The organism is Kaistella sp., from assembly GCF_032060305.1.
GTDB classification, from domain to species: Bacteria; Bacteroidota; Bacteroidia; order Flavobacteriales; family Weeksellaceae; genus Kaistella; species Kaistella yananensis.
On sequence record NZ_DAMBHK010000007.1, the window covers coordinates 48,697 to 50,099 of the forward strand.

2 protein-coding genes are annotated in these 1,403 nt (G+C 43.3%); one reads left to right on the plus strand and one right to left on the minus strand.

Annotation, left to right across the window (positions count from 1 at the left end):
- Positions 1-330 (minus strand): glycosyltransferase family 32 protein (locus V5N63_RS01950; RefSeq protein WP_332032521.1); only part of this gene is annotated, 330 nt, incomplete at its 3' end.
- Between the two features lie 117 nt (positions 331-447).
- Between V5N63_RS01950 and V5N63_RS01955 the strand changes: the two genes are divergently transcribed.
- The coding region (locus V5N63_RS01955) for an alpha-amylase family glycosyl hydrolase (protein ID WP_332032518.1) at positions 448-1,403 on the plus strand (956 nt) is incomplete at its 3' end.

The following is a 1,403-nucleotide window of genomic DNA, read 5'->3' on the forward strand; positions in this document are numbered from 1 at the left end:
ACAAACCGCTTCCTCATCCAGAAACTCATCCAGCGGGAGTTTCAGTTCCATATCGGTGTCCATATAAATTCCGCCGTGTTCATACATGACTTTGGAACGCACATAATCGGAAACAAAGGCCCATTTGCCCTGCTCAAAAGCTTCTTTCACATAATTATTGTCCTGAAGCGGGGAATTGCTTTCGTTCCATTCAATAATTTCAAAATCAGGATGAATGCGCTTCCAGGAAGCAATGCAGTGTTCGGCCAGTTCATGTTTCGGCTGTCCGCCAAACCAGCAGTAATGAATTTTTTTGGGAATCATAGAGATTTTGAATTTTAGTTTATAAATTTTAGATTCATCTAACTTAAGAGTTTCAGCAAAGACTACACCTAAATTTTATGAAGATGGAAATGAACAGTGATTACGAATTAAATACTACATTTATTCATTGAAAAAATCAACATCATGACACACGTGATTACCGTCTTTTTAGCTTTTTTTTATCTCACCATGAATGCACAGCCAACCGATTCCCGCTACCAGCCAAAGAAATATGTCGAACTCACGAACCCAGACTGGGTGAAAAATGCTACAGTCTATGAACTGAATATCCGTCAGTTTTCACCCGAAGGAAGCTTTAATGCAGTGGAAAAACAACTGCCACGGCTTAAAAAAATGGGTATTGACATTATCTGGCTGATGCCGGTACAGCCGATTGGCATCGTGAACAGAAAGGGAAGTCTGGGCAGTTACTATTCGGTAAAGGATTATCTGAAAGTGAATCCCGAATTTGGAACTGAAGCTGATTTCAGAAACCTTGTAAAGGAAATCCATGCCCAGGGAATGTACGTGATCCTGGATTGGGTCGCGAACCACAGCAGTTGGGATAACGTGCTGGCAACCGAACATCCCGAATGGTACAGCCGGGGAAGAAACGGAAAATTTCAGTCCACACCATGGCGCGATTACGATGACATCATCGACTTCGATTACAGCCAGCCGGGTTTACGAAAATACATGACCGACGCCCTGAAATTCTGGGTAAAAGAATACAATATCGACGGGTACCGCTGCGATGTGGCGAGTTTTGTTCCCATTGATTTCTGGGAAAATGCCCGTGCAGAACTCGAAACCATAAAACCGGTATTTATGCTGGCGGAAGCCGAAGACAAGGAACTTCACCGCAAAGCTTTCGATGCCACCTACAACTGGACGCTCTGGAATATCCTGCACCAGATCGCCATTAACAACAAAAGTGTAAAAACGCTGGGCGAAGCCTATATTGCAGAACATGTTTCCATTTTCCCAAAGGAGGGAATTAGAATGAATTTCATTGACAATCACGACAAAAATTCGTGGGAGGGGAACCAGTACAGCAATTTCGGACCGGCATTGAAATCCGCAATTGTGTTCACTGCGCT